This is a genomic window from Thermanaerovibrio acidaminovorans DSM 6589, from assembly GCF_000024905.1.
GTDB lineage: Bacteria > Synergistota > Synergistia > Synergistales > Synergistaceae > Thermanaerovibrio > Thermanaerovibrio acidaminovorans.
Genome location: NC_013522.1, coordinates 847,776 through 870,170, shown reverse-complemented (window position 1 = coordinate 870,170; position 22,395 = coordinate 847,776). Strand labels below are relative to the sequence as shown.

The following is a 22,395-nucleotide window of genomic DNA, read 5'->3' as shown; positions in this document are numbered from 1 at the left end:
CCAGCTTGAATCAAGGGGCCTCAAGGCCACCAGCCCCATCTAGGAACTCCTTCCTAACGTAGGGAGACGTGGCCCCCTGGAGCATGGCCCCGTAGTTTGGCCTGAACCGCAAGGTCCCCCCCAGGGACACATGGGAGGCGTCCTCCACATCGCATATCATGTGATCGCTGGAGGCCCCCAGTATTAGGACCCCATCATTCAGCGGGGTAAGCCCCTCGGGCCGGGTGTCTTGACGCCCCAACGCAAGTATGGCCCGGAGCCGTTCTCCCCTATCGACGAAGGATGGAACTTGGCCGAAGGCATCTCGGCCCAACTCACCCCTGGGAACCGATGGTTTCCTGCGCAGCTCCACCACCTGGGCAGCCAGCTCAACCCCATCCTGGCGGAGATAGGGGACGTCTCGCCCGTTGGTGGAGTCTGTTCCCAGGATGATACCCTCACCGACCCTCAGGTTGTTGACCCCTTGGGGCATCTGGCCGGTCTCCAGAAGGGGCAGGGCCAAAGTACCTCCCCCGGAGACCAGAGGGACATCGAAACCCGACTCCCGCCGGACCACCGAGGCCACATCCAACAGCTCCAGCTGATTAACCCTGGTGGCCAAAACCCCGCCGAAGCATCCCAGGTTAGTGCCAACCCCAATGACCCTAACCCAAGATAGGGAAGAACAGAAACGCCCCACATCCTCCGCCATCTGGGGCATGAAACCCTCCCTTAGATCTCCCAGATCGAACATGAGGACCACTTGAAAAACCCGTCTTTGGGCGGCACAGTGTCCCTCTATCACCTCCAGGGTCTCCAGAGAGGACACCAGGCAACCATCGGCCACCTCCAGCATCCAGGGGATCTCGCTCAACATGGGAATCCGGATAAGATACATGGGAGCATCTACCCCGGCGGCCTTCATATGGGCCAAGTTGCGGACCCGGCTGTCCCCTATGGCCTCGCAACCCCCGTCCACCATGGCCCTGGCCAGGGACGGCTCACCGCATAGCCCCTTGGTGACCCCCCAGATGGAGACTCCAACCCTTCCAGCCAGGGAGGCCACCTGGGAAGCGTTGAAGCGTACCGTCTCCAAGCAAACGGACATCACGGGAGCACAGTTCATTAGGCACACCTCCCAATCAAGGCCACCTTTAGGGATTCCCCCCTAGCCCAGCCCCATCAGCTTGTTCAAGAGGGCCAGGTCCTCCGCCACCGTCGAAGGCGGAGCCTCCACTATGGCGGGCACCGCATGAAACCTGGGGTCCGACAGGATCATCTGGAATGGGGCAAGACCGATGGTGCCGATCCCCACCCGCTGGTGCCTGTCCTTCCTGGATCCCTTGGGGTCCTTGGAATCGTTCAGATGCCAGCATCCCACCAGCCGCGTCCCCCGGTCCCCAAGAGATCTCAACAACCGGTCGTACCCACCCGGGGTCCTAAAATCATACCCGGCGGCGAACAGGTGGCAGGTATCGAGACAAAGCCCCAACCTCTCGTACCCAATTCGATGACACAGCTCGACACAGTCCTTCAGAACGAAACCAACCGACGTGCCCTGGCCCGCCGAGGGCTCCAAAAGCAACCTGACCCCAAGGGGGATTGCCTCAAGCACCTGCTGGATACCCCTCTCGAGCCATTCCATCCCCACCTGGTAGCCTGCCCCCCCGTGATGGCCCGGGTGAAAGACCAGGAGCCCTATGCCCAAATCAAGGCAACGCTGGGCCTCGTATGTCAGGGCTTCCACGCTCCTCTTCCAAAGCACCGGATCATGGGATGCCAGGTTTATCAGGTAGGAGGCATGGGACACCACCTCGACGATGCCGCTTGCCCTCCAGGCCCTGTAGAAGCGCTCCGCCACGTCCAGGGGAATCGGTGACGACATCCACTGGAGCTGGTTCTTGGTGAAGATCTGTATGGCCCTGCAGCCAAGAGAATCCCCCCGTTCGATGGCCCGCCATACCCCACCCTCTATGGATACGTGGCAGCCTAGAAGGGCCAACTCAGCTCTCCCACCAGCTTCGCCAGGTCCATCAAGACCCTGGCGGTCATGCCCCATACGGTCCCCAGGGGCGGCACTGGCAACTGGAACTCACCGTCGGGCCTCGGCGCGAACTCCCCCTTAGGGGGCACCTTCACAGGGGACAGGATGTCCACCTCCGGAGAGCTGGGGGAGAAGTAGGGGGCCCTATCGGGGGAGACGAACACCACCGGGGCCACGCTGAAACCGCTGGACAGGGCTCGCTGAGGCCTCATTAGACCCAGGGGTTCCCAGCGGCCACCGGGGGACACCTCCTCCATGGCCTCCCTCATGGCGGTATCCACCGGCCCGGGATCCAACGGATCCCGGGCGCCACCCGGGAAGGATATCTGCCCCGGGTGCCTTCGAAGAGAGGTGGAACGCCTCATCAGCAGGGTCATAAAGCCCCCATCCCCCACCCAAAGGGGAACCCAAACCGCCCCCCACAGGCGGTCCGCCGGGTAGTCACTCCACGATGGGTGGTCCCGGCATTCATCCAATCCCCCGCCGGGACCACCGCACAGGAAAGCGAAAAAGGGGGGCATGGCCCCCTCTATCCTCAGCGTAGCTTGACCCTCCCCTGGTATACGACTCCCCGGGTACCGTCCACGGTGATCAGCATTCCGTCCTGAAGAAGCTTCATGCAGTCCTTGGCGCTGACCACGCAGGGGATCCCAAGCTCCAGGGCAACGATGGCCGCGTGGCTGGTGAGGCCCCCCTCCTCGGTTATTATGGCCGCAGCCTTCTTCATGGCGGGCACGTAGTCCTTGTCGGTCTGCTCCACCACCAACACGTCCCCGGGCCTCATCTTCTCCAGGGCCTCCTTGGCGGACCGGCAACGGCACACGAAGCCCGAGGCCTCCCGCTTGATCAGGGACAGCCCCTTAACGAGGATCTGGCCTATGGTGTAAACCTGGACCATGTTGGTGGTCCCCGGTATGCCCACCGGCACACCGGCGGTTATCACCACCAGGTCTCCCTCAGAGACGAACCCCTCCTCCAGGGCGGCCGCCATGGCGGCCTCCACCGCCTCCTCCGCGTTGCTAGCCTCGTCCCTCATGACCGGGTATACCCCCCACATCAGGGCCAGCTCCCTCCAGGTGTTCTTGGATGGAGTGGCGGCCACTATGGGACACTGGGGACGGTACTTGCTCACCATCCTGGCGGTGCTTCCGCTCCTGGTGAGGGATATGATGGCCGCCGCCTTCATGTCCTCCGCTATGGTCATGGCCGCATGGCTAACCGCATCCGCCACATGGTTGGCCACCTGCACCTGCTGGTAGCGCTGCCACAGGCGCATCTCCTTCTCCGCCCGGTTAACTATGCGGCTCATGGTCTCCACCGCCTGGACCGGATACTTGCCCTTGGCGGTCTCACCGGAGAGCATCACCGCGTCCGCCCCGTCCAACACCGCGTTTGCCACGTCGTTGGCCTCCGCCCTGGTGGGGCGAGGGTTCCGTATCATGGAGTCCAGCATCTGGGTGGCCACGATGACCGGCTTCCCCTGTAGGCGGCAGATGTCCACGATCCTCTTCTGCGCCAGCGGCACGTCCTCGGTGGGCATCTCAACCCCCAGGTCACCCCGGGCCACCATCATCCCATCCACCACCTGGGCTATCTCCTCCAGGTTCTGGAACGCCTGCCGGGTCTCTATCTTGGCTATGATCTTCATGGTGCCACCCAGCTCCTCCAGAACCCGCCGAACCTGGATTATGTCGTCCCGGGTCCTAACGAAGGAGACCGCTATGTAGTCCATCCCCTTCTCAACGCCCCAGCGGATGTCCTCTATGTCCTTGGACGTGAGGGTCGGAACCGAGAGGGTAGCCTCGGGGATGTTGACACCCTTCCTCTCCCCCAGCTCGCCTCCCACCAAAACCTTGCAGGATACCCGGTCCTCGTAGACCCTCTCTACCCGGAGATGGATGGTCCCATCGTCGATGAAGACGTCCATTCCGGGAGAGACCTCAGAGGTTATGTTGGGATAGCTTATGGACACCCCCCGCTCGTCCCCATCAATCTGGGGAACCACCAGGTCGAAGGGCTTACCTTGATGTAGGATCACCGGCGCATGGTCCTTCAGGAGCCCGGTTCTTATCTCCGGACCCTTGGTATCCAGAAGGGTCGCTATGGGACGCCTTATCTCCTGCTCCACCTGACGGACCAGCTTAAGGTTGAGCTCGTGGGTCTCGTACTCCCCGTGGCTGAAATTGAAACGGGCCACGTTCATCCCCGCCTCCGCCATGGCCCGAAGTACGTCGTAATCGCTGCACGCGGGTCCCAGGGTACAAACTATCTTGACGCGCCTCAATCGCCTCACCTCCCGCTCTCTATCTTACCGTGCTTGCAGTGTATCTCGCTATGCCCCCTCACCTTTATGGCGGAGGTGTGCTCGGTGAACTGGGCTATCCAGACCTCACCACGATCGAGCTTCTCCGTGTGGGAGAACTTGGTCTCCTGCCCCCTGGTAAGCCCTATCACCGTCACACCGTCCTCCAGGGCCTTGATGACTATGTAGTCGCTCAAAACGGACGTCCTCTGCTGATTGCCTCCCTCCAAACTCACCACCCCCGCTCTCCTAGCCGAGCTAGAAGTCCAACGCCACCTGGCCAAGGAAGGCGTCCTCCAAGCTCCTCCTCAAGGAATCATCAACCCTAACCTTTATAGATCTGGACCACAGGGCCGTAATGATACCCCCTTCCTCCACATATATGAGGAGCGGGCTGGGGCCGGAGTGCCCCTTTAATTCTCTTGCAAGATCTCTAAAAAGGCCAGCCCTCTTGGACAAAACCCTCAACTTGGCCACCGGGACCTTCTCTCGGATCCACTCCCTGGCCTCCATTATCTCATCTATCAGCACCGATAACCTGCCATCGTCCTTCACCATGCCGGAGAAGACGTATATGCCGCCGGTCCTAAGCATGGGCTTAACCTTCTGCCACACCTTGGGGAAGCAGACCGCCTCCACCTTGTCGTCCCCGTCCTCCATCTCCAGTATACCCATCGGATCCCCCCGCTTGGTGTACCTCTCCCTGATCCCCGCCAGCAAGCCGGCGGTAACGGGGGCCACGTTGGAGGACCGCCAGGACCTAAGGTCCGATATCTTGCACACCAGGAAGGGGGCCAGCTCCCCTTCGACCTGCTCGAAGGGGTGTCCCGATATGTAAAGGCCCAACACCTCTCGCTCCCACTCCAACCGCTGATGGATGTCCACATCGTCCACCACATCCATCTTGGGCTCCTCCTCTTCCTCCTCGTCCCCGTCGAAGAGGCTAACCTGCTTGCTGGGATCACACCGTCGCTGGGCCATCTCCAATAGACCCTCCAGGTTATCCAGCAACATCCTGCGATTGGGGCATAGGACGTCGAAAGCCCCGGCCTTTATCAGGTTCTCAATGACACCACGGTTAACGGTCCTCAGGTCCACCCTGCAGAGGAAGTCCCAGAAGGAACGAAACGGCCCCTCGGACCTGGCCCTCAGTATGGCATCCACCGCCGAATCCCCCACTTTGGCCACCGCGGAGAGCCCGAGCCTTATGACCTCCCCCACCGCCACGAAGTCGCTCTGGGACTCGTTTATGTCCGGCGGAAGGACCGAGTACCCCAGGTTGCGAACCTCCTTTATGTACCTACCCAGGATGTCCATCCTGGAACCCACTATGCTGGACAGGTAAGAGGCCAGGAACTCCGGACCGTAGTGGGCCTTCAGATAAGCGGTTTGATAGCTTATCAGCGCGTAGGCGGCGCTGTGGGACTTGTTGAAGCCGTACTCGGCGAACTTCTCTATGCTGTTGAAGATGTCCTCCGCCATCTTGGGCTCAACCCCCCTGGCCTTGGCCCCCTCGACGAACTTGGAGCGTTGCTTCTCCATCACGTCCGCCTTCTTCTTGCCCATCGCCCGTCGGAGCAGATCCGCCTCCCCCAGGGTGTAACCCGCCAGCTCGGCGGCGCACTGCATGACCTGCTCCTGGTAGAGGATCACCCCATAGGTCTCCTTCAGGGCCTCCTCGAGGCAAGGGTGGGGGTAGGTCACCGGGCTCCTTCCGTGCTTCCTCTCGATGTAGTCGTCCACCATCCCACTGCCCAGGGGACCAGGTCGGTAAAGGGCCAGCACCGCTATCAGATCCTCGAAACAGTCAGGGCGAAGCCGCCTAAGCAGGTCCTGCATCCCCGAGGACTCGAGCTGGAATACGCCCAGAGTGTCCGCCCGCTGGAGCATGTCGAAGGTCTTGGGGTCGTCCAAAGGGATGGCCCTAAGGTCGATCTTAAGGCCCCGGTTGGCCTCCACGTTCCTCAAGGCCCCCTCTATTACCGAGAGGGTCCTCAGCCCCAGAAAGTCCATCTTCACCAGACCCAGGTGCTCAAGGGGCTCCATGGAGTACTGGGTGACCACCTGGTTCTCTCCTATCTTCCTCACCGGGACCATCTCCACCAGGGGAACCGGGGTTATGACCACCCCGGCCGCGTGCTGGGAACAGTGCCTGGCTATACCCTCTATGTGGGAGGCGGTGTCAACCAGCCTCCTGACCTTCGGATCCGAGGAGTGAACCTCTTTTAGATCCGGGGACTTCTCCAGCGCCTCCTTCAGGGACTTCACCCCATCGGGGACCAGCTTGGCCACCCGGTCCACCTCCGGGTAGGGCATGGCGAGGGCCCTTCCCACGTCCCTTATGGCCGCCTTGCTCTTCATCCTATCGAAGGTGATGATCTGGGACACCCGGTCTATGCCGTACTTCTCCACTATGTAGGCAAGGACCTCGTCCCGCCGCTTATCCGAAACGTCGGTATCTATATCCGGCATGCTTATCCTCTCCGGATTCAGAAACCGCTCGAACAGGAGCTTGTACTTTATGGGATCCAGCTCGGTTATTCCAAGACACCAGGCAACCAGGGATCCCGCGGCGGAGCCTCGCCCCGGACCTATGGGTATGCCCCTGGACTTGGCTGCGGTTATTATGTCCGCCACTATGCAGAAGTAGCCTGGGAAGCCCATCTGCTTTATTACCCCCAGCTCGTACTCCAGCCTGTCTCGGTACTCCTGGGGAATCGGCTCCCCTACCCGGGCCCTCAGCCCCTCTCGGGCCATCTTCTCAAGATGGGAATCGAGGGTCTCCCCCTCGGGAAGGGGAAACTCGGGCAACATGTAGTGACCCAGCTGAAGCTCCACGTTGCACCTCTCCGCAACCAACAGGGTGTTCCTCAACGCCTCGGGCACCTCTCCCCCCAAAAGGGACCACATCTCCTCCGGGGTCCTCAGGTAGAAGTCGTCGGAGCCGAAACGATACCTATCCGGGGTGTCCACCGTACTGTTGGTCTGGACGCAGAGAAGGACATCATGCCACGACGCATCCTCCCTCCTCAGGTAGTGGGCGTCGTTAGTGGCTATCAGAGGAAGGGAACATCGCTTGGCCAGCCTTATGAGCTCCGCGTTGGCCATGGCCTGCTCTGGTAACTGGTTGTACATTATCTCTATGAAGAAGTTGCCCTCCCCGAAGATGTCCCGGTAGAGGTTGGCCCTGCTCACCGCCCCATCAAAGTCGCCGTCCATCAGCAGCTGGGGTATCTCCCCCGCCAGGCAGGCGGATGAAGCTATTATCCCCTTGGAGTGCTGGGATAACACCCGATGATCCACCCGGGGCTTGTAGTAGAAGCCGTCGGTGTTGGCTATGGAGACCAGCTTGATGAGGTTCTTGTACCCCACCTGATCCTCCGCCCACAGAACCAGGTGGTTGTTCCTGCCCTTGCCGTCCCGGGAGTCCATGCCGTTGGGATCCACGTAGACCTCGCAACCGATGATGGGTTTGATCCCCTTGGCCACGCACTTCTCGTAGAACTCCTCGCAACCGTACATGACCCCGTGATCCGTTATCGCCACCGCCCCCATGCCCATGGAGGCCACCGTGTCCACCAGCTCACCGCACCTTATGGCCCCATCCAGAAGGCTGTACTCGCTGTGGACGTGAAGGTGCACAAACTCCACGCTCATTCCTCGTAATCCTCCTGCTGATCTTCCTCTTCACCAACGTCCCCCTGGGACCTGACGTAAAGCACCTCACCGTCAAGCCAGGACAGGGCCTCTCGGATCCCGTCGTTGTAGCCCGGTGAGTCCCCGCCTCCCTCCCGATCAGGCTCCGCCATCCTGCACCAACGCCCCGATGGCAGATCCTTGTCTTCCTTGGGAGGATCCTCCTCGCAAACACCCGGGGGCAACTCCCCCGGTGGCAACCCCAACGTGGATCGGACCGCATCCAGGATCATATCCATGGACCTCCACTGGGACAGGATGGAGGATATCAGTGGGTCCTCGGGGACCGACACGTGCACCCCTTCCTCCCCCACCAGGATACGGCAGTGGGCCGCCACGCAGGCCACCGCGGCGTTCACATCCGCCAGATGCTGGAACACCGAGAACCTCTCCCCCCCGTCCAGGGGACGCCCCTTGGGGGTTTCCGAGCCCGCCAAAGACGGTTCGCTAGGGGTATCAGGCTTATCCTCAACCGCGATGGATGGATCGATTTGACCCGGTTTGCCCTCCGTCTGGGCTACCACCACGGTTTGCGGGGCGGTCATTGCGGATCGATGAGCCTCATGGCCTGCCTTAGGCGCCCTGCTGGCGGGTGGTGAGGATCCGGCCCGTCCTAGGGCCCCGTCGATGCCGCACTGTAGCAGCCCCACGAACACATCGGACCTCATCCCCTGCCTGGTCCTGGGCATGAGCTCCGACAGGGTGGCACAGAGGACCTCAAGCACCCCCAGATCCCAATTAGGCGCCTCGGACAGCAGGAAGGCCCCTTCGGAGGAGGATATGCCAAGGGCGCTCAACACCCCCTCCCCCCATCGGCCCACGAAAAGCAGGTCCCGGAAGAGCAAGAACAAGCCCTCGGAGATCCGCTCCAGGTTGCTCCCCCCCCTCACAATCTGGGCAAGCCCCTGGAAGGCCCCAGGGGGGTCCTCCCTCAGCTGGCGGACCCATCTTTGGAGGCTCTCCCGGCTGAACCCGCCCAGGATCCCCTCCATGGCAGCGGTGGTGACCATGCCTCCCCCAACCGATATGGCCTGCTCGAGCAACGATAGGGCGTCCCTCAAGGCCCCGTCGGCGCTCCTGGCCAGTTCCCAGAGGGCCTGGTCCTCCGCCTCTATACCCTCCATCTGGACCACGTGGGATATCCGGTCCTTGATGTCCTCGGTGGAGATCCTCTGAAAGGGGAAGTGAACGCAACGGGATCTTATGGTGACCGGCACCTTCTGGGGCTCCGTGGTGGCCAGCACGAAGTAGACCCGGCTTGGGGGTTCCTCCAGGGTCTTTAACAGGGCGTTGAAGGCCGCCTCGGTCAGCATGTGGACCTCGTCTATTATGTAGACCTTGTTGGGAGCCTGGAATGGGGCGAGAGCCACCTGGTCCTTCAGAGACCGGATCTCCTCGATTCCCCGGTTAGAGGCCCCGTCGATCTCCACCACGTCCAGATGGCCCCCCCTCTGGATGGCCTCGCAGTTGACGCAGGTGCCGCAGCTCTCCCCGTCCTCCGCGGGGGAGGCACAGTTCAAGCGCTTGGCCAATAGCCTGGCGGCGCTGGTCTTGCCGCAGCCCCTGGGACCAGAAAAGAGAAAGGCGTGGGGGATCCTGCCGCTTCGGAGGGAGCCCACCAAGGCCTCCACGACCCCCCTCTGCCCCGATATCTCGGAGAAACGGGAGGGTCTATACTTGCGATACAAAGACAGGTACATGGCTTCGCCTCCGTGGTCAATCTATCGTTACATCTCCGCGGGCGATCAGTATATCTTGGCCAATGGATGCCTGGACCTCGCCTCCGATAGGGATTTTACAAGAGCGTCCCGAAGTGAGTCGAGGTTGGCCTCCGGCAATTCGGAGCTGGTTAGAACCCTCACCCCATCGACCCAAAGGCCGCCGTCGGGGGATACCAGCACGTCCTGGGGCATGGTCTCGAAGCGTATGGTCCTATCCAGCGATTGGGACAGGCGTCTCAGCACGGGCTCCATGGATGGTGGTGCGGAGATGAGCTTCACCCGATCCATCCAAAGCTCAACCGAGTCATCGGAGCGCCTCAAGCTCAACCTGAGGACCCCCAGAGGCCCCCTCCTGGAAACCTTGAGCCCCTTCTTCTCCATGGACCTGGTCACGTAATCTATCCTATCTCGCAGCTCCGGGTGGCTCATGTAAACCCCAAGATCCACCTGGGGCCTCCTGATCTGATGATCCAGGAGCTTCTCCAGGGCTGTCACCATGCCGGATGGATCGTATCCGGCCTCGATCATCAGGTTCAGCCCCTCCAGGTCCGCCTCCCTCTCCAAGTCTTTGCTGTACTGGTTCATTATGGCCACCTGGGCCACATTGGAGAGGATCATGGCGGCCCCATGTCCCCTGGTTGCCAGGGCTATCCCAAGGGATACCAGGGACAGCCTCTGATTCCTGGCCGCCTGGATGATCCCATGCGCCCGGTCGGCGTGCACCATCTCATGGGCCATTATGGCCGCCAGCTCCGAATCGGACCGAAGCAGGTCCAGAAGGCCGGTGGTGACGTAACACCTGCCTCCCGGAAGGGCAAAGGCGTTGGGCCACCGCTCCTCCACCACCTTGAACCTGTAGGGCATGGGACGAAGGACCCCCTTCTCCAGCCTTGCAACTATGGCATCCAATCGGGAGAGCACCACCGGGTCAGAGACAAGCCGGAAACGCTCCTCCACCTCCTTGGACACCTGGTCTCCGATCTTGATCTCCCTCTCCAGGTCCTTGGGATCACTGGAGGGAACCGCGGCCCCGCTGGGGGAGCACAGGGGGGCCAGGAGGATCAGACCGGCTAGAAGCAAGGAAAGCAATGCCCCCCTGCGGAGGGGGGCATTGGGATTTGAACGCCTATCCGCCATATCCCCTTATCACCTGTCTGCCGTTCCTCATCTGGATCAGCTTGGCTCTTAGCTCCGACAGGTGGGACTCCAGCTCCCCCTGAACCTCTCTCTCCCTGTCCAGGAGGGAGGCGGCCATCTGCCTCACCTGGTTGACCTTTAGAACCAGATCGTTGAAGCCCCTCTCCCCAACCTTGGAGGATATGGCGGCCCAGAAGGCGGAGCTCTCCCTTCCGCCGGAGACCCCAAGCGACACCGCCACCTCTCGCCACAGATCCAAAAGCTCCTCTTGGCGAGATATGTAGGACTGCTTCTCCTTCAGGACCTCCATGAGGCCCTCCATGTCCCGGTCGGATACGCACTGGGCCTCCCGGTCTATGAGTCCCCCCAGGGCGGAGTATATGGCCATCTCCTGGTCTATGAGCCCCTCCACTCTAGACTTGAGGGCATCCGGATCAGCCCGCAATGTTAACACCTCCAAGACCGGATCCGGATGGAGTTGCCACGTGCTCCGGCTGTTTAGGCGTCTGCTCCTCCCGGATCTTCTCCATGGCCTCGACCCAGGTCCTTCGAAGCTCCTCCAGCATGGCCAGGACCTCCCTCACTATGGAAGGATCCTTCTTTACGTTCGCCTCCACCAATCGGTTGTAGAAGAAGTCGTAGAGGCTGAGGAGGGCCTTGGCAACGTCGCCCCCCTGCTCCATGTTCAGGGTGACCATCAGCTCCCTCACCACCGCCTGGGCTCTCTTGAGCTCCTCGTTTGCCCTCTCTATCTGGGCCCTCTCCATGGCGTCTATGGCGCCGTTGCACGCCTTTATCCCTATGTCGTAAGTCAGAAGCAGTAGCTGTTCCCTGGTGGCGGTCTGGATCTGGTTCGCCCTGTACATGTCCTGAGCCCTGCGGGCAACGTTGGCATCCATGGTTCATCACCCCTCCCTGTCTGTATCGGATCCCGGCGGGGTTGAACTTAAGACCCCATTCCCTCCCAGGGCTTAAGCCTGGCCAGTTCATTACTCCAGTCCCATATCAAGGCCGCCACGGACCTGTACTCTTTCTCCCCCCAACCGAACGGGTCGGGCACATCCACCTGTCCCCTTCCCACCAGCTCCCCGAAGAGATGGACTCCCAGGGCGGTAATTCCGTAACCCCTCTGCAGCAACACGTCAACGTGGGACCTGGACATGCCCACCAAAAGGGTGTCCCCGTCCACCAATTCATCCTGGAGGCATGAGGACCTATGACCGGATATGTCAACGCCGAACTCCCTTGATACCTCCACCGCCAGGGGGCTGGCGGACAGGCCGTCCACGGTCAAGAGCCCTGCGGAGGCCACCTCCACGGAGGAGCCGCATAGAGACCTCAAGAAGGCCTCCGCCATGGGGCTCCTGCAGGTGTTGCCGGTGCAAACGAAGAGGACCTTGCGCATCCTCAGGAGGACACCTCCTCCATCATCCTGCCCATTAGGGCCGCTCGAGTCACGGCCCCGATGAGAACTCCGCCCCTCACCACCGGCGCCCGCTTGATGTTGTGACGGATCATGGTCATGGCCACATAGAGGTCGCTGTCGTCCTCCTGGAAGGATATTACGTCCTTTGCCATGTACTTGCTCACCATCTCCTTGCCTGCCCTCCTAAGCCTCACCTGGAACTGGCCGAAGTCAGGGATGACCAGGGCATCCTGAAGGTAGTCCACGTAGCCCGGCAGGGCGGCCCTAACCACGTCCTTCTCGCTTATGAAGCCTATGACCCGGTAATCCTCATCCACCACCGGGACCCCCGAAAGGCCGTGGCTGAACATGACCTCCACCGCATCCAAGAGGGTGGAGTCCTCCCAAAGGGCGGTAAGGTCTCGCTCCATCACGTCCGCAACCTTCATGGCAAGCCCCCCTCACCCAACTCTGGTAACCTTGACGTTCCGGGCCGCCTCGTCCACCGCCTCCCGGGATTGGACGCCCTTCTCCAGGTGGAGGGAGTCCTCCAGGGCGCAACCCATGGCGAAGCGGATCGAGTCCTCGGTCCCCATCCCCTCCTGGAAGGCTAAAACGAGACCCGCCATGAGGGCATCTCCGGCGCCGAAGAGGGAGACCACCCTGCTCTTGGGGACCTCCCCTATGTAGACCCCCTCGGGGGTGGAGAAGAGGTCCCCATAGCCCCGATAGGAGGTGACCACCCAAGGAACCCCTTCGTCGTGAAGCTTGGCCGCCACCGACTTAAGGTTGTCCAGGGACAGGAGGGGAACGTCCATCACCATGGACATGAAGCGGTGGTCCACCTTCACCACCTTGGGCCCCCCGTCAACAGCGGACAGCAAGGCCCCCGAGGAGGCGTCGACGAACACGTCCTTGCCCCTCACGGACGCCATGTGAACCAGGTCCCGGTATATGTCCTGAGGCACCCCTGGGGGCAGAGATCCGCCTATCATGACGGAACTGCACCTTCCTAGCATCCTGTAGTAGGCCTTGAGGAACCTGGCAAGGGCCGATTCGGGAACGTAGGGTCCCGCCTCCACTATCCCGGTCTCAACCCTACCTATCTCGTCCACCACGTAGGTGGTCGTTCGGGTCTCGCCCCTCAGATGAACGAAGCTGGTCGATATGCCCAGCTTGGCCAGCTGATCCCGGATGTAGCCTCCGTTATAGCCCCCCAGGAAGCCCATGGCCACCGAGTCTACCCCCATCTGTTTCAAGATGATGGAGACGTTAATACCCTTACCCCCCGGTGACCTGTTCACCTGGGAGGCACGAAACCATCCCCCGGGTCTGAACTCCGGAACCACGTACTCCTCATCCACCGCGGGGTTTAAAGTTACGGTGAGGATCACACGAACCCCCCCTTCCCAGGATAGACCCGCAGGGCGTTAGAGCTCAAGGAACAGCCCCAGGTCCTCCTCCGAGGTCACCGAGGCCCTGCTCACCTCCCTGCCTTCCTTGAGTACCATGGCGGTGGGCAGCTCCCTGACCCCCAGTTTCTCCATCATCCTAAGGTTCCTGTAGCCATCCACCAAGGTGACCTGTACGTTCTTGGACGAGGCCCACTCCTCCACCCGTCCCACTAGACGGACCTGCTCCTGATCTATGCTGGAATAGAAGAGTGCGTTCACCCGAGGGGGCTCCAACAGGATCTTCTGCAGGTGGAGCTGCTCGGTTATGTAAGAGTAGGCGGACATGGCGGCCACCGCCCCGTCCCCAGCGGCGGTCACCACCTGCCGGAGGAACGTGTCCCTCACGTCCCCGGCGGCGAAGATCCCCTCCACTGAGGTCTCCATCCGGGAGTTGGTCTTTATCCATCCCCCGGGGGACGTCTCCACCAGGGAGGAGGCGAAGCCGCTGTTAGGAGCGGTGCCCACGAAGATGAACACCCCGGACACCGGAAGGGTGGAGACCTCCTGGGTCTTCACGTTCCAAAGCACCAGCCGCTCCACCATATCCCCGCCCTCGATGGCCTCCACCACCGAGTCGAAGATCGGCACTATCTTGGGGTTGCTCATGGCCCTCTCCACCGGCACCTTGTCGGCCCGGAAGGAGTCCCTCCGGTGGACTATGTAGACCTTGCTGGCGAACTGGGTGAGGTAGCAGGCCTCCTCCACGGCGGTGTTACCACCCCCTATGACCGCCACCTCCTCCCCCTCGAAGAAGGCTCCGTCACAAACCGCGCAGTAGCTGACGCCCCTGCCGGTGTACTCCGCCTCCCCGGGGCACCCGAGACGCTTGAAGTTGGCCCCAGTGGCTATTATCACCGCCTCGGCCTCCACCTCCCCCTTGTCGGTCACCACCACCTTCCTACCGTCCCGAACCTCAAGGGAGGTGACGGTGGCATCCCTGAACTCTGGGGAGAACTTCTCCGCGTGCCTCCTGAAGCTGTCCGCAAGCTCCTGGCCCGATGCGTGCTGAACCCCCGGCCAGTTCTCTATCTCATCGGTTATTGTTATCTGCCCCCCGGGCATTCCCCTCTCTATTATGAGGACGTCTAGCCCCGCCCTTCGCCCATATATGGCGGCGGTAAGGCCGGCAGGTCCGGCGCCCAGTATGACCAGTTCACGTCTCTCCATCCGAGAACACCCCCGACAGAAGGATTTAAGCGTTCATCTGTTATTCTATCTCATCCGCCACCCTTTTCCACCGGCCAACTCTTCGAACCCCGAACTGATCCTGATGAGACCCCACGAAGGAGAGCCCCTCTATCTCAAGGGCCTCAAGGATGGAGAGCTGCCAATCCCCGGCGGTCTCCATCAGGACCTGCCCCCCAGCCCGCAACAGGCGGACCGCTCCCCTCAGCCACTCCACTGGGACCTGGATACCCCCATCACCCCCGTTCAGAGCCAGGTGGGGCTCAAACCGGGATACCGAGCCGTCCAGCTCTCCCATGTGCTCCGACGGTATGTAGGGAGGGTTGGCCACCACCAGGTCGAAGGGAGTGAGGTCTTGGGATATGAAGTGAGCGGAAGATCCATGGACCAAAAGGACCCGGTTCGACAGGCGGTATCGCTGGACGTTCCTCCAGGCCCACTTGAGGGCCCCGGGGCTAGCGTCCATGGCCACCCCCTGGCTTCCGTCCACCATCATCGCCAGGGAACAGGCGATGCACCCGCTTCCGGTCCCCCAGTCCAGGAAACGGCCCCGGGGGCCCAACGTCTCCGCCGCAAGTGAGGCCAGAACCTCCGTCTCCGGCCTTGGGATGAGACAGCCAGGTCCCACCAGGAAGTTCCATTGAAGGAAGTCCATGGTTCCCAACACATACGCCAACGGCTCCCCTTTGGCCCTCCTCGCGGTCATCTCCAGGGCCACATGGGGGGATACATCCTCCTCCCCCATGGACACAAGCTTCTCTCGCCCCACACCGAGGCAAGTGGCCAATATGAGGGACGCCTCCCAAGATGGACGCAAGACCCCGTCCGTCCCGGACAGGGTCTTGATGATCTCCTGTTTAAGATCCCTAAGCTTCAAGTTCTATCTCCTACAGGGCCAGGGTCTTGAGCTTCTCCGCCTGATCCGCCACCCTCAGGGCCTCGATAAGCTCGTAGAGATCCCCGTCCAGCACCTGGTCCAGCTTGTAGAGGGTGAAACCGATCCGATGGTCCGTAAGCCTGTTCTGGGGGTAGTTGTAGGTCCTTATGCGCTCGGACCTATCCCCGGTTCCAACCTGCCCCTTGCGCTCCGCCGCCATCTGGGCCTGCTGCTTTTGAAGCTCCTGGTCGTAGAGCCTGGCCCTCAGAAGCTGCATGGCCTTGGCTCGGTTCTTGAGCTGGGACCTCTCATCCTGGCAGGTCACCACCAGACCGGTGGGGATGTGGGTTATCCTGACCGCCGAATCGGTCATGTTGACGTACTGGCCTCCGGCACCGCTGGCCCGGTAGGTGTCTATCTTCAGATCCTCGGGCCTTATCTGGACGTCCACGTCCTCCGCCTCGGGCAACACCGCCACGGTGGCGGTGGAGGTGTGAATCCTGCCGCTTGCCTCGGTGACCGGGATCCGCTGCACCCGGTGGACCCCGCTCTCGAACTTGAGCTTGCTGTAGGCCCCCTCACCCTTGACGAGGAAGACCACTTCCTTATAGCCCCCGATGCCGGTCTCGTTCATCTCCATTATCTCGTAGCGCCACCCCTGCCTCTCGGTGTACCGGGTGTACATCCGGAACAGGTCGGCGGCGAACAGGGCCGCCTCGTCTCCCCCAGCGCCGGCCCTTATCTCTATTATCACGTTCTTGTGATCGTTGGGATCCCGGGGCAACAGGAGCACCTTGAGGTCCTGCTCCAGCCCCGGCAACATGTCAGAAAGCCTCTGGACCTCCTCCTTGGCCAGCTGCCGCATCTCCTCATCGTCCTGCTCCAGAAGCTCCTGGGCCTCCTCAAGGGATCTCATAACCTTGCGGTACTCCCTGAAGGCCTGAACCACCGGATAGAGCTCCGAGTGCCTCCTGCTAAGGGACTGCATCTCCTGCACATTGTTGGAGATCTCAGGATCCGCCATCCTGGATTCGATGTCCTGGAAGGCGGACTCTATCTCCTCTAGCTTCTTCAGAAAGTCCAAAGCATCTTCACCCCTGATCTAGTTTTTGTGACCACGGATCCACATGGCCATCCTCGTCGCCCAAGGCGAGGCGAAGGGCGCTCAGGGCCACCTCCACCTGATCCGATGATGGTTCCCGGGTGGTGAGAAGCTGAAGCCCAAGGGCGGGGAAGATCAGCCCCCTCCCCAGGGCACCTCCCCGGGAGGCCCACTTTATTATCTCGTATGAGATGCCAACCACCAAGGGAAGCAAAACCACCCGGCTCGATATCCTCCAGACCAGGCCCCCGTTGCCAAGGGTGCCGAAGACCAGGACGCTGACCAGCACCACCACCACCAGGAAGGAGGTACCGCATCTCACATGAATCCTCGAGAACCGGAGGACCGAGTCCGCCGTCAAATCCGCCCCGGATTCGTAGGCGTTTATCGTCTTGTGCTCCGCCCCGTGATAGGCGAAGACCCGCCTCATGTCCCCTATGAGCCCCATGAGCCCTATGTAGGCCACGAAGACGGCGCACCTGACCAGCCCCTCCAGCAGCTTGAGGCCCACTCCCCCCACGTGAGCCCTGCGGCCCAGGAGCTCCGATAGCCACAGGGGCAGGAGAAGGAAGAGCCCCACCACCATCACCAACGCCAAGGCCACCGAAAGCAAGGCCTCCCAGCGGGACGGCTGGCCCTCCGCCGAGACCACAGAGGCGGAGATGGATAGCCCCCTATAGCCCTCCCTTATCATATCCAACATGGAGCAGAAGCCCCTCAATATGGGCCAATTCCAGGGGGAGGAGGCCACCCAGGAGGATGTGTCCCAGCGATATTTGGCGACCTCACCCCCAGGGGAGCGGATCGCCAGCCCCCAGGCGGAGTGGCCCCTCATCATGACCCCCTCTATCACCGCCTGGCCCCCAACGGGCAGGGACCTCCCCCCCTCCTGAGACGCCACAGCCAAGACGGCTAGATCTAAGGCCCCAAGGGCAGATGAGCAGATCCTCTTCAGCTGGAACAAAGCAGATCCTCCACGGAAGAGAACGGTCGTCCGCAGGGACGCTCCTCGTCACACCTTCCGTTCACCACACAGGAGGGGCCCGCCAGGCGGAAGAGCTCCATGGCGACCCCCCGAACGAGCCGTAGCATCTCTAGCGCCAAGGCCCTTATCTCCCACTGGGCCCTCCTGCAGAGCCTAAGGGAGAAGAAGTGATGTAGCTCCCGGGCGTTCATGGTGAACACCATCCTGGTCTCGAAGCCATGGGGCAGGAGGAATCGGGCATCCTCCCTGGGGATCCCCATGGAGCAGAGGGCCCTGTAGGCCTCCATGGAAGCCCTGACCGAATCGCTGAACACCTTGGCCGCCTCCGGGGATGCCGCCACCGACGGGGGCATCACGCACCCCCCACCCGAGGAGTCAACGTACCTCTGGCTCTGCTGGGAGAAGCTGGCTATCCGGTGACGCACCAGCTGATGGGACGCCACCCGGCTAAGTCCATCCACCGAGAAGGTAAAGGATGCGTGCTCGAAGGGCGACATGTGGCCGCTCCTGTGGAGCCGATCTATCAGGCTCGATGCCTGCCTGTCATCCAGTGCCATCAAGATATCGCTGGCCCCCACGGGGCTATAGCAGAGCCGGGCGGCGGCGGCCACCAACCTCACCGGATCGGGGGAATGGGAGATCAACCTTACATCCAAGGACAAGGGGGCACCTCCCCTCAACGCATCATAAGCTTCAGGGGGAGCTTAGCTCCCCCTGAAGTGAGAATCCAGCGGATCCGCAAGGAATTGACCTACTCAGAGACCTTCCTCTGACCGTAGTCAACCCCCGCGTACTTCTGACGGAACTTCTCAAGGCGGCCCGCCTCGGCCACCCGGCCGCCCTTCTTGCCGGTGTAGAAGGGATGACAGGCGTTGCACACGGTCACCTTTATCTCCTCCAGGGTGGACCGGGTCTCAAAGCTGTTGCCGCAAGCGCAGGTCACCTTGCACACGTCATACTTGGGATGGACGTCCTTCTTCATATATCTAGCACCTCCGAAAAGATTTCATGGTTGCACGCACACCGACTGAATTTATCACATTTCCACCCGGGGCGCAACGATCTGAGGGTTTTGACGCCCGGATCAGATGATGTCCCTGGCACTGTCAGAGGTTAACATTGAGCATTTGGAAGAGGTGCAATATAATCACCATACAGGCCATACAGAATCTTAGCGAGCGGGGGGTGAGTGGGCGAGGAGATCCGCGGGGGCATCAGGGGGTTGATTGGCACGGAACTTTTTAAGATGAAAAAGAAGGGGGAACAGAGATATGACCAAGCGAATAGCTAAGCTGATCTTGGCGGCCTTCATGGTAGCGTCGCTGGCGGGGGTAGCCAGCGCCAAGACGTTCCTTTCCATAGCCACCGGGGGTACCTCCGGAACCTACTATCCGCTAGGGGGCGCCATAGCGCAGGCGGTAAACAAGGGGGCACCGGATCTGCAGGTGACCGCCGAGACCGGCAACGCTTCTGTGGCGAACCTGAACCTCATAGGGGCCCACGACATAGAGATAGCCTTCGCCCAGAACGACACTGCCTACTGGGCCTACAACGGCAAGATGATGTTCAAGACCCCCATCAAGAACGTGCGTGTCATCGCCGCCCTCTATCCGGAGCACGTTCACCTGATCACCCTCAAGAACTCCAACGTTAAGAACATCCAGGACCTCAAGGGGAAGCGGGTCTCCGTCGGCGCCCCCGGATCCGGCGTGGAGGCGGACGTGAGGGCCATCTTCCAGACCGTGGGGCTCAAGTACTCGGACATGAAGACCGACTTCCTGGACTTCGGGACCACCACCCAGCGCTTCAAGGACAACCAGCTTGATGCGGGCTTCGTGGTGGCGGGGTACCCGGTGTCATCCATAATGGACCTGGCCACCACCAAGGAGATAAATCTGGTGAGCTTCGATGACGCCACCCTGGGCAAGCTCACCAAGGACTTCCCCTACTTCGTAAAGAGCTCCATCCCCGCCAACACTTACAAGGGGGTAACCTCAGCGGTCAAGACCCCGGCGGTGATGGCCCTGCTAGTGGTGGACGAGAAGGTCCCTGCGGACGTGGTCTACAAGTTCACCAAGGCCCTCTGGGAGAACATCGACGTGGTCCACAAGGCCCACGCCAAGGGCAAGGAGATAACCCTCAAGACCGCCCTGAACGGGGTCACCGTTCCCCTGCATCCTGGGGCCGCCAAGTACTACCAGGAGAAGGGCATGAAGCTCCCCAAGTAGGAGCTTCGGCGATGCTCCTAATATGATCATAGGGGGTGGGCATTCGGCCCACCCCCTATGGTTTTCTAGGGACAAGACGCGGTCTAGAAAAGACCGGTTATCCTGCCCTGGTCGTCGATGTCTATCCTCTCCGCCGCCGGCGACTTCGGAAGTCCAGGCATGGTCATGATGGAGCCGCATATGGCCACCACGAACCCAGCTCCGGCGGACAGGCGGACCTCCCTCACGTTCAGCCGGAAGCCCCTGGGGCGTCCCTTGAGCTCCGGCTGGTCCGAAAGGGACATCTGAGTCTTGGCCATGCAAACCGGCAACTTTCCGTACCCCATTTCCTCTAGCTCCGCCAGGGCCTTGGACGCGGCGGGGGAGAAGTCAACCCCATCGGCCCCGTAGACCTTGGTGGCTATGGTGGATATCTTGTCCTTCAGGGGCAGATCCCAATCGTACAGCTTGTGGTAATTTGCCCCCTCATCGAGGGCCTCCAGGACCATCTGAGCCAGCTCCAGCCCACCGTCTCCCCCCTTGGCCCAGACCTCCGCCAAGGCCATCCGGGCCCCCTTGGACAGGACCGCCTCCCTCACCAGCTGGATCTCATCATCGGTGTCCGCCACGAAGCGGTTGAGGGCCACCACCACCGGCACGCCGAACTGCCGCATGTTCTCCACATGGGCCTCCAGGTTGGGTATACCCGCCCTGAGAGCCTCAAGGTTCTCCTCCGAGAGCCTGTCCTTGGGGACCCCGCCGTGAAGCTTAAGGGCCCTCACGGTGGTGACCACCACCACCGCATCGGGGTGGAAACCCCCGTAGGGGGAGACTATGTCCATGAACTTCTCCGCCCCCAGGTCCGATGCGAAGCCCGCCTCAACCACCACGTAGTCCCTCAGCTTGAGGGCCATCTTGGTGGCCACCACCGAGTTGGTCCCGTGGGCTATGTTGGCGAAGGGCCCCCCGTGGACGAAGGCGGGCACGTGCTCTATGGTCTGCACCAGATTGGGACGGATGGCCTCCTTGAGCAACGCCGCCATGGCACCGTTGGCCTTCAACTGGGCGGCGGTGACCGGCTTGCCATCGTAGGTCCTGGCCACCACTATCCGCCCCAGCCTATCCTTCAGATCCGATAGGCTCTCGGCCAGACACAGGATGGCCATCACCTCCGAGGCGACTGTTATGTCGAACCCGGTCTCCCTGGGGACCCCGTCCGCCTTGCCCCCAAGGCCTATCACCACGTTCCTGAGGGCCCGGTCGTTCATATCCACCACCCTGCGCCAGGTGACCGTGCGGGGATCTATGTTGAGCTGGTTACCCTGGTGAATGTGGTTGTCGATCATGGCGGCCAACAGGTTGTGGGCCACGCCCACCGCGTGGATGTCCCCGGTGAAATGGAGGTTTATCTCCTCCATCGGAAGAACCTGGGAGTAGCCGCCCCCAGCGGCGCCCCCCTTTACGCCGAAGCAGGGGCCAAGGGAGGGCTCCCGGAGGCACAGCATGGCCTTCTTACCCTTTTTGACCAGCGCCTGAGTGAGACCTATGGTGACCGTGGTCTTCCCCTCTCCGGCAGCGGTGGGGGTCGTGGCGGTCACAAGGATCAGCTTACCCTGGGGCCTATCCTGTATGGCCTTATAGAAGTTCAGATCCACCTTGGCCTTGTTGCGACCGTAGGGGACCAGGAACTCCTCCGGTATGCCTAGCTCCGCGCCTATCTCCCCTATTGGCTTGCACTGCGCCGCCTGGGCGATCTCGATGTCCGACAACACTTCTACCCCTCCCTCGGTTGGTATATGCGTCTATTATACATCAATAAAACATCTAAAACATCCGCCCCCCCGTAACCGTCGGTCTGATATAATCCCAGGGTCCAGTTAGCTTGGGGGGCAGGTCGCAATATACTATCCACCTGGAGGGGATTCGCTTGGGTCAGTGGAAGAACACAAGCTTACTTAGGAAGTTTCTGTTCTCGTGCAACGGCCTCAAGGTGGCGTTCACCATGGAGAGGGCGGTATGCTACGAGGTTTGCTCCTCCGCCACTGTGCTCCTCCTGGGGATAGCCATGAAGAGACCGTTGGATCGGACGATCCCCGCCTTCCTGATCTCCCTTCTCCCCCTCTCCCTCGAGTTGGTCAACTCCGCGGTGGAGATCCTGATCGACTGCCACATAGGACAGACCTACCGGGAGGACATCCGGCGGACCAAGGACATGCTGTCCGCCTCGGTCTTCGTCAGTCTGGTATCCTGCTACGGGGTGGCCATGTGGCTACTGATTAGGCAACCATGAGGCGGGGGCCG

At 61.4% G+C, this 22,395-nt stretch carries 22 protein-coding genes; 2 read left to right on the top strand and 20 right to left on the bottom strand.

Annotated elements, in window-relative coordinates:
* Nucleotides 1–10: 10 nt before the first annotated feature.
* The 19 genes from TACI_RS04225 to rpmE all read right to left on the bottom strand — a co-directional run bounded on the left by TACI_RS04225 (nucleotide 11) and on the right by rpmE (nucleotide 18,869).
* Entirely contained in the window at nucleotides 11–1,105 is a 1,095-nt protein-coding gene (locus TACI_RS04225; RefSeq protein WP_012869584.1) for an alanine racemase, read from the bottom strand.
* 42 nt (nucleotides 1,106–1,147) lie between these two features.
* Nucleotides 1,148–1,981 (bottom strand): deoxyribonuclease IV, encoded by an 834-nt coding sequence (locus tag TACI_RS04220; RefSeq protein ID WP_012869583.1) that lies wholly within the window; start codon nucleotides 1,979–1,981, stop codon nucleotides 1,148–1,150.
* A complete protein-coding gene (locus tag TACI_RS04215) occupies nucleotides 1,969–2,544 on the bottom strand; it encodes an NUDIX hydrolase (RefSeq protein WP_012869582.1) in 576 nt (191 codons plus the stop codon). The genes TACI_RS04220 and TACI_RS04215 overlap by 13 nt, the downstream gene beginning before the upstream one ends.
* Nucleotides 2,545–2,558: 14 nt before the next feature.
* Nucleotides 2,559–4,307, bottom strand: a complete 1,749-nt coding sequence (pyk, locus tag TACI_RS04210) for a pyruvate kinase (RefSeq protein WP_012869581.1) — start codon at nucleotides 4,305–4,307, stop codon at nucleotides 2,559–2,561.
* Between the two features lie 5 nt (nucleotides 4,308–4,312).
* Nucleotides 4,313–4,561: a trp RNA-binding attenuation protein MtrB gene (gene mtrB / locus TACI_RS04205; protein WP_463673961.1), complete on the bottom strand. Its 249-nt coding sequence runs from the start codon at nucleotides 4,559–4,561 to the stop codon at nucleotides 4,313–4,315.
* Nucleotides 4,562–4,583: 22 nt separating this feature from the next.
* On the bottom strand, nucleotides 4,584–7,982 hold the full coding sequence (gene dnaE, locus TACI_RS04200) for a DNA polymerase III subunit alpha (protein ID WP_012869579.1): 3,399 nt from the start codon (nucleotides 7,980–7,982) through the stop codon (nucleotides 4,584–4,586).
* A complete protein-coding gene (gene dnaX / locus TACI_RS04195) occupies nucleotides 7,979–9,721 on the bottom strand; it encodes a DNA polymerase III subunit gamma/tau (RefSeq protein ID WP_012869578.1) in 1,743 nt (580 codons plus the stop codon). Before dnaX ends, dnaE begins: the two co-directional genes overlap by 4 nt.
* Before the next feature lie 45 nt (nucleotides 9,722–9,766).
* The gene (locus tag TACI_RS04190) at nucleotides 9,767–10,822 is read right to left on the bottom strand and encodes a M48 family metalloprotease (protein ID WP_012869577.1); all 1,056 of its coding nucleotides are present in this window, start codon (nucleotides 10,820–10,822) and stop codon (nucleotides 9,767–9,769) included.
* Nucleotides 10,823–10,868: 46 nt separating this feature from the next.
* A complete protein-coding gene (gene flgN, locus TACI_RS04185; RefSeq protein WP_242601187.1) occupies nucleotides 10,869–11,333 on the bottom strand; it encodes a flagellar export chaperone FlgN in 465 nt (154 codons plus the stop codon).
* Nucleotides 11,314–11,778 (bottom strand): flagellar export chaperone FliS, encoded by a 465-nt coding sequence (gene fliS / locus TACI_RS04180; protein ID WP_012869575.1) that lies wholly within the window; start codon nucleotides 11,776–11,778, stop codon nucleotides 11,314–11,316. The genes flgN and fliS overlap by 20 nt, the downstream gene beginning before the upstream one ends.
* Nucleotides 11,779–11,825: 47 nt before the next feature.
* The gene (locus tag TACI_RS04175) at nucleotides 11,826–12,284 is read right to left on the bottom strand and encodes a low molecular weight protein arginine phosphatase (protein ID WP_012869574.1); all 459 of its coding nucleotides are present in this window, start codon (nucleotides 12,282–12,284) and stop codon (nucleotides 11,826–11,828) included.
* Between the two features lie 2 nt (nucleotides 12,285–12,286).
* Nucleotides 12,287–12,733 (bottom strand): CBS domain-containing protein, encoded by a 447-nt coding sequence (locus TACI_RS04170; protein WP_012869573.1) that lies wholly within the window; start codon nucleotides 12,731–12,733, stop codon nucleotides 12,287–12,289.
* Between the two features lie 12 nt (nucleotides 12,734–12,745).
* Nucleotides 12,746–13,678: a 1-phosphofructokinase family hexose kinase gene (locus tag TACI_RS04165; protein ID WP_012869572.1), complete on the bottom strand. Its 933-nt coding sequence runs from the start codon at nucleotides 13,676–13,678 to the stop codon at nucleotides 12,746–12,748.
* Between the two features lie 36 nt (nucleotides 13,679–13,714).
* A complete protein-coding gene (gene trxB / locus TACI_RS04160) occupies nucleotides 13,715–14,905 on the bottom strand; it encodes a thioredoxin-disulfide reductase (RefSeq protein WP_012869571.1) in 1,191 nt (396 codons plus the stop codon).
* Nucleotides 14,906–14,945: 40 nt separating this feature from the next.
* Nucleotides 14,946–15,800, bottom strand: a complete 855-nt coding sequence (locus tag TACI_RS04155; protein ID WP_012869570.1) for a N5-glutamine methyltransferase family protein — start codon at nucleotides 15,798–15,800, stop codon at nucleotides 14,946–14,948.
* A gap of 10 nt (nucleotides 15,801–15,810) precedes the next feature.
* Nucleotides 15,811–16,884 carry a peptide chain release factor 1 gene (gene prfA / locus TACI_RS04150; RefSeq protein WP_012869569.1) on the bottom strand — a complete coding sequence of 358 codons (1,074 nt, stop codon included), beginning with the start codon at nucleotides 16,882–16,884 and terminating at the stop codon, nucleotides 15,811–15,813.
* A gap of 7 nt (nucleotides 16,885–16,891) precedes the next feature.
* Nucleotides 16,892–17,866: a DUF1385 domain-containing protein gene (locus tag TACI_RS04145; RefSeq protein ID WP_012869568.1), complete on the bottom strand. Its 975-nt coding sequence runs from the start codon at nucleotides 17,864–17,866 to the stop codon at nucleotides 16,892–16,894.
* A complete protein-coding gene (gene thyX, locus TACI_RS04140; RefSeq protein WP_012869567.1) occupies nucleotides 17,854–18,549 on the bottom strand; it encodes an FAD-dependent thymidylate synthase in 696 nt (231 codons plus the stop codon). Before thyX ends, TACI_RS04145 begins: the two co-directional genes overlap by 13 nt.
* An 89-nt stretch (nucleotides 18,550–18,638) precedes the next feature.
* Nucleotides 18,639–18,869: a 50S ribosomal protein L31 gene (gene rpmE / locus TACI_RS04135; RefSeq protein WP_012869566.1), complete on the bottom strand. Its 231-nt coding sequence runs from the start codon at nucleotides 18,867–18,869 to the stop codon at nucleotides 18,639–18,641.
* Between the two features lie 289 nt (nucleotides 18,870–19,158).
* Here rpmE and TACI_RS04130 point away from each other — a divergent pair, with 289 nt between their 5' ends.
* Nucleotides 19,159–20,115 carry a TAXI family TRAP transporter solute-binding subunit gene (locus TACI_RS04130; RefSeq protein ID WP_012869565.1) on the top strand — a complete coding sequence of 319 codons (957 nt, stop codon included), beginning with the start codon at nucleotides 19,159–19,161 and terminating at the stop codon, nucleotides 20,113–20,115.
* Nucleotides 20,116–20,198: 83 nt separating this feature from the next.
* Here the strand turns inward: TACI_RS04130 and TACI_RS04125 are convergent, their stop codons facing one another.
* Complete coding sequence (locus TACI_RS04125) at nucleotides 20,199–21,866, bottom strand: formate--tetrahydrofolate ligase (RefSeq protein WP_164925143.1); 1,668 nt, start codon at nucleotides 21,864–21,866, stop codon at nucleotides 20,199–20,201.
* 155 nt (nucleotides 21,867–22,021) lie between these two features.
* Between TACI_RS04125 and TACI_RS04120 the strand changes: the two genes are divergently transcribed.
* Nucleotides 22,022–22,384 (top strand): diacylglycerol kinase, encoded by a 363-nt coding sequence (locus tag TACI_RS04120; RefSeq protein WP_012869563.1) that lies wholly within the window; start codon nucleotides 22,022–22,024, stop codon nucleotides 22,382–22,384.
* Nucleotides 22,385–22,395 lie beyond the last annotated feature (11 nt).